This window comes from Bergeriella denitrificans NBRC 102155 (assembly GCF_001592185.1).
Lineage (GTDB): Bacteria > Pseudomonadota > Gammaproteobacteria > Burkholderiales > Neisseriaceae > Neisseria > Neisseria denitrificans.
In genome coordinates this window covers 1-4815 of sequence record NZ_BCWL01000169.1, presented here as the reverse complement: position 1 = coordinate 4815, position 4815 = coordinate 1, and the positions used below count along the sequence as shown (strand labels likewise).

The window sequence follows — 4815 nt, the reverse complement described above, 5'->3', positions numbered from 1 at the left end:
CGGCTCGCTACCTTGTGGCACAGAATTGAATTTCTCCGACTATATCATGATATGCCGTCTGAAAATGCCGGTTTTTCAGACGGCATACCGCGCCGTATTCCGGCTTAGACCAAACGCAGCGGGCCGACCAGCGCGGCCAGGGCAGCCAGGCGTTGCGCGTGTTTTTCCACAAACGGATTGGCCGTATCCCATGCGTAGCCGGCCAGAATCGAAGAAATCATGCGGCTGATTTCGGGGCTGCGGTTGGGGGCGTAAATGGCGTTTTGGAAGGACAAATCATACCAGCCGTTGACATAGGTGCGGAACGTATCCACCCCCTGCATCAGCGGCTCGGCGAATTCGGCCTGCCAATCGGCGGCTTGGCCTTTGAGCTGTCTGCCCAATACTTCGGCGGCGAGTTTGGCCGAATGCAGCGCGATGGTTACGCCCGAGGAGAATACGGGATCGAGAAACTCCGCCGCATTGCCCAGCAGGGCGAAATGTTTGCCGTGCAGGGTTTTGACATTGGCGGAATAGCCTTGGATACTGCGGTAGGGAAAATCGTTGTCCCATTGCGCGTCGGCCAACACTTCGGCCAGCATCGGGCATTCGAGTGCGAACTTTTTCAATACGGTTTCGCTGTCGCCCGCCAGTTTGTCGGGGGTGCCGACTACCCCGATGGAGCTTCGTCCGTCGCCGAACGGAATCGTCCACAGCCACACGTCGCGGTGGGTCGGATGGGTGGTAATCAGGATTTTGTTGCGGTCGAATTTGTCACCGGTAATGTGGTCGTCGATGTGGGTGAAATGCGCGACGCGCGGCGGCAGCGAAGACGGGGTTTCCAAATCCAAAAGGCGCGGCAGTACGCGTCCGTAACCGCTGGCATCGAGCACGAAATCCGCTTCCAAGGTGTAACTTTCGCCGCCGTCGGTTTCCACGCTTAATAAGGCCGTATCGCCGCTGTTGTCAAACGCGGTTACGCCGTGGCCGAAGCGTACTTCCACGCCTTGCTTTGCGGCCTCATCAATCAGAATTTTGTCGAAAATACCGCGGCGCACTTGAAAAGTCGTACCCGGGCCGTCTGAAAATTTGTCGGTAAAATCGAAATAGGTGTAGCGGCTGCCCCAAGTAAACGCCGCGCCGTTTTTAAGCTGGAAACTCGGCTCGGCACGCACCGTTTCGGCAAAACCGGCTTCTTCCAACATGACCATGCAGTAAGGCAGCAGGCTTTCGCCGATGACGAAACGCGGAAAGTGCTGTTTTTCCAATACGCAGACGGAGAAACCTTGTTTGTTGAGCAGTGCGGCGGCCACCGCGCCGGAAGGGCCTGCGCCGATAACGGCAACGTCGAAACGGGTTTGCATGGTGTTGCTTTCTCTGAATGTAAAATATCGTATTTTACGGCTTGATAACGGCGAAAACCATTGAAGCCGTCTGAAAAAAGTTTTATCTGGGTCAATATTTAAGCGTTTTGCCGGTTATTGGTGGCGATACGTTCCCCGTAGGTCGGGCATTTTTGCCCGACACAACTGTATTGCCAACCGTGCCTTTACCTGTATTCACGTCGGGCAAAAGTGCCCGACCTACGATAAATGATTTGTCAGTTTAACGTCCTATCGGTTTGGCAGCCGCTTTCCTGCGGGGTTTTTCGTTTTTGTCTTTCAGCAATCCCGCCGCCAGCACCAAATTAAACGCTACGCCCAGCGTAACCGTTATCCCGAATGCGGCCACCGCGGGGGTGCTGCTCCACGCCAGCAGCGAAAAGGAAATACCGGTAGTCAGCGCCGCCAGCAGCATGCCGCCGAGGCGGGCGGGGGCGCTGTGTTTGGCGGCAGCGGCGTAAACGGCGTAATCAATGCCGACTGCCGAGCCGAGCAGGAGGCCGAACATGGCAAACAGGCTCACCGGTATCCCTGCCAGCCCCAACACCGCCACCGACAATACCGCCGAAGCCAGCGGCACGGCCAGAATCTTCGCGCCCCGCTTCAAGCCGAACACGCAACCCAGCAGACCCAAGGCCAAAGCGTAGGAAGCCAGCTTGAGCCAAGCGGCCTGATTGCGCGTATGGCGGAACGATTCGTTCAGGCGCGCGCGTTTGTCCGCCCAATGCACGCCGCCCAAATGCCCTGCCGCGGCTTGCACCGCCGCACTGTCTCCTATCCCGTACAGCCGCACCACGGCTGCAAAGCGGCCTTTTTCCACTTCACCCAAATACAGACCGCGCCACGCTTCGGCAAGTTGCGGTTTGAGGCCGTCCGAAAGCGGCAGCGGCTGCCGCTCCGCAGCCTGCGCCAATGCTTTACGCACGGTTTGGGCAGGAATACCGATGTCGGTCAGCGGCCGCCATGTTTCGGGCAGGCGCACCAGCTCCCGCAGCCGCTTGGCCAGCTTCTGCTGGTCGTCCTGCGGCAGGATAAATCGGTCGAGCGACTGGAAGCCGCCCAGTCTGCCCGCTTCTACCAAAGGCTGCAAAGCGTGGCTCACGGCAGCACTGCGCCGCAGCAATCCGTCTTCGTTTTCCGCCTCCACCACCCAATACTGACCGCCCGTGTCCATGCCGCCGATAACGGCAATCTGCCGCGCTTCGACCAACATTTCAGACGGCATGTCCGCCCATTGGCGGATATCGTCGTGCCAATCGCTGCGCCACAGGCCGAATGCCGCCAGCAGGGCAGCCGCCGCCAGCCAGCCGCGCCGCTGCAGCACGCGGTTTTTCAGACGGCCTGCCGCGTGATACAGCTTTCCGGTATAAACCGCAAACGGCACTTCCCGCGCACGGTATCGCGCAAACAGCGGCGGCAGCCACCATACCGTTGCGCCAAACGCGCCCAGCAGCGCAAAGCCGGAAAACACCGCCGTTTGCCGCAACACCGGCAGCGGCGTAAACCACAGCAGCGCATAGCCCGCCGCCGTCACCGCCAAACTGACCGCAAAAGTGGGCAGCACCTGCTTCATCGCCGGTGCGGCCTGCCACACGGCGGCGCGTGTTTTTTCAGACGGCGCAAACACCGAAGGCGCGAGCCAGTGCAGCGGAAAATCCACCAGCATACCCACCAGGCTTGTCCCCACTACCAGCGTGAGAACATGCACTTCGCCGAACACCAGCAGCACCGCCGCCAGACCCGCCGCCAGACCCGCCGCCAGCGGCAAGAGCAGCCAAAACACACGCAGGCTGCGGAATACCCACAGCAACAGCGTAAACGTCAGCAGCAAGCCGGCCGTGCTCATTATCCGGCTTTCGCGTTCGGCTCCGGCTTTGGAAGCGGCGGCAAACAATGCCCCGCCCGCAGCCAGTACATCCGCACCGTTTTCCGCCGCCAGCGCACGGCTTTGCGCCAACAGGGGCAGCAGTTTGCCCTTATCGTCAAGCCGACCCGCTTCCGGCAGCCGCGCGCGCAGCCATACCCAAGTCATGCCGTCTTCCGTTTCCGAATACAGCATGCCGTTTCCCGCATGCCATTGCAGACGGCCATATGGGTTGGCCTTTTCCGGCACGAAGCGGCCGAAACCCAGCCAATCCTGCTCCAGCGGCACGGGTGAAGGATCGGCAAACAGATTCACCGCCGCCTCCGCCCGCGTCCGGAAATACGCCTCCGGCTCTTCAAAGAGCATCGTGCGTTGCGCCTGCGGCAGCGTTGCCAAACCCAAATCCGCGATTTCGCCGCGCAAAGCCGCCAAGTCCGGCGCAGTACGGCTCTCCACTTCCTCAAACACGCCGCTCTGCGTCCACAGCGACGCAATCTCCTCCGCCGCCTGAAACGCCTTTTCCGCATCCGGGCTGCCCGCCAGCAGCACCACCTGCGACTCAAGCTGCTGCCCGGCGGCCTTGTCCGCCGCAACCAGCACCGCATCCGGCTGCTGCTCCTGAGGCAGCAGCGCAGTCAAATCGGTTTGCAGCCACGGCTTTACCGCCAGCGTATAGGCGAGAAACAACGCCAACAGCAGGATAACGGCGCTGTACGCACGGCGCGGCGTGGGTTTGAAACGGGTGGTATCCATGTTTTCAGACGGCCTTTTTCGGGGAAAGCAACATCAGGATGTAGGTCGGGCATTTTTGCCCGACAGTTGTTGAAATAAAAAATATCAAGGTATTTGAGCAAAGTCGGGCAAAAGTGCCCGACCTACGACATTCAGACGGCCTTACAAATGCACATGCTGCTGAGCGAAGCCGTCGAGCGGCCGGTCGGTTTGCACCGCCCGGAACAGCATGACCGTTTTATCGCCCTGTTTTTCATTCAATTCGATTCGGCGCACCACGCTGTCGCCGCTGATGTCGATACGGGTGAAAATCTGTTTCATCAGCACGGTTTTCGGCGTCAGGCGCAGCGTCCATTTGCCAGCGTTGCCGTTCAACACCGTGTCAAACTGCTTCTCCAGGCCCTGCGTATTGCCGCCGAGCAAATCCAGAAACAGGCTGATTTGCCGGCTCTGTCCGCTTGCTTTGGCATGGTTGGGGGTCCAGCTTTTGCCGTTCCACTGCATAATGCCGTCCGAACGCACGCGCAGGGTGGTTTCAAACGGCTTTTGCATCTGCCACAACAAACCGCGCTTGGGAATCAGCACAAAACGCCCGCTTGCCGTCATCGGCTTTTGCAGCGACTTCAAATGCCGCTCCTGCGTAAACTGCCCCTGCACATTGGCGGGTTTTTGCAGGATTTTCGCCAAATCCGCAGTGGAAAATGCCCACAATACAGGACTGGCAAGGGTAAGGAAAATAAAGGTAAGGATTTTTTTCATCGGAATCTCCGGCAGGGCGGGCATAGCCGCCGATATCGGTTAAATATAGTCATTTCGTTGGATTAAGACAAGGCGGCAAGCCGCAGGCAGTACAGATAT

At 59.2% G+C, this 4815-nt stretch carries 3 protein-coding genes; all 3 read right to left on the bottom strand.

Translation table 11 applies throughout. From position 1 onward, the window contains the following. Positions 1-104: 104 nt before the first annotated feature. The 3 genes from BDE01S_RS08440 to BDE01S_RS08430 all read right to left on the bottom strand — a co-directional run bounded on the left by BDE01S_RS08440 (position 105) and on the right by BDE01S_RS08430 (position 4716). Positions 105-1343: an NAD(P)/FAD-dependent oxidoreductase gene (locus BDE01S_RS08440; protein WP_066080140.1), complete on the bottom strand. Its 1239-nt coding sequence runs from the start codon at positions 1341-1343 to the stop codon at positions 105-107. A gap of 241 nt (positions 1344-1584) precedes the next feature. Next, complete coding sequence (locus BDE01S_RS08435) at positions 1585-3978, bottom strand: MMPL family transporter (RefSeq protein WP_066080137.1); 2394 nt, start codon at positions 3976-3978, stop codon at positions 1585-1587. 141 nt (positions 3979-4119) lie between these two features. Beyond that, positions 4120-4716 carry a LolA family protein gene (locus BDE01S_RS08430; protein WP_066080144.1) on the bottom strand — a complete coding sequence of 199 codons (597 nt, stop codon included), beginning with the start codon at positions 4714-4716 and terminating at the stop codon, positions 4120-4122. Positions 4717-4815 lie beyond the last annotated feature (99 nt).

Coding starts and splice junctions, on each gene's coding strand:
- BDE01S_RS08440 (WP_066080140.1), bottom strand. CDS start 1,343: ATGCAAACCCGTTTCGACGTTGCCGTTATCGGCGCAGGCCCTTCCGGC.
- BDE01S_RS08430 (WP_066080144.1), bottom strand. CDS start 4,716: ATGAAAAAAATCCTTACCTTTATTTTCCTTACCCTTGCCAGTCCTGTA.
- BDE01S_RS08435 (WP_066080137.1), bottom strand. CDS start 3,978: ATGGATACCACCCGTTTCAAACCCACGCCGCGCCGTGCGTACAGCGCC.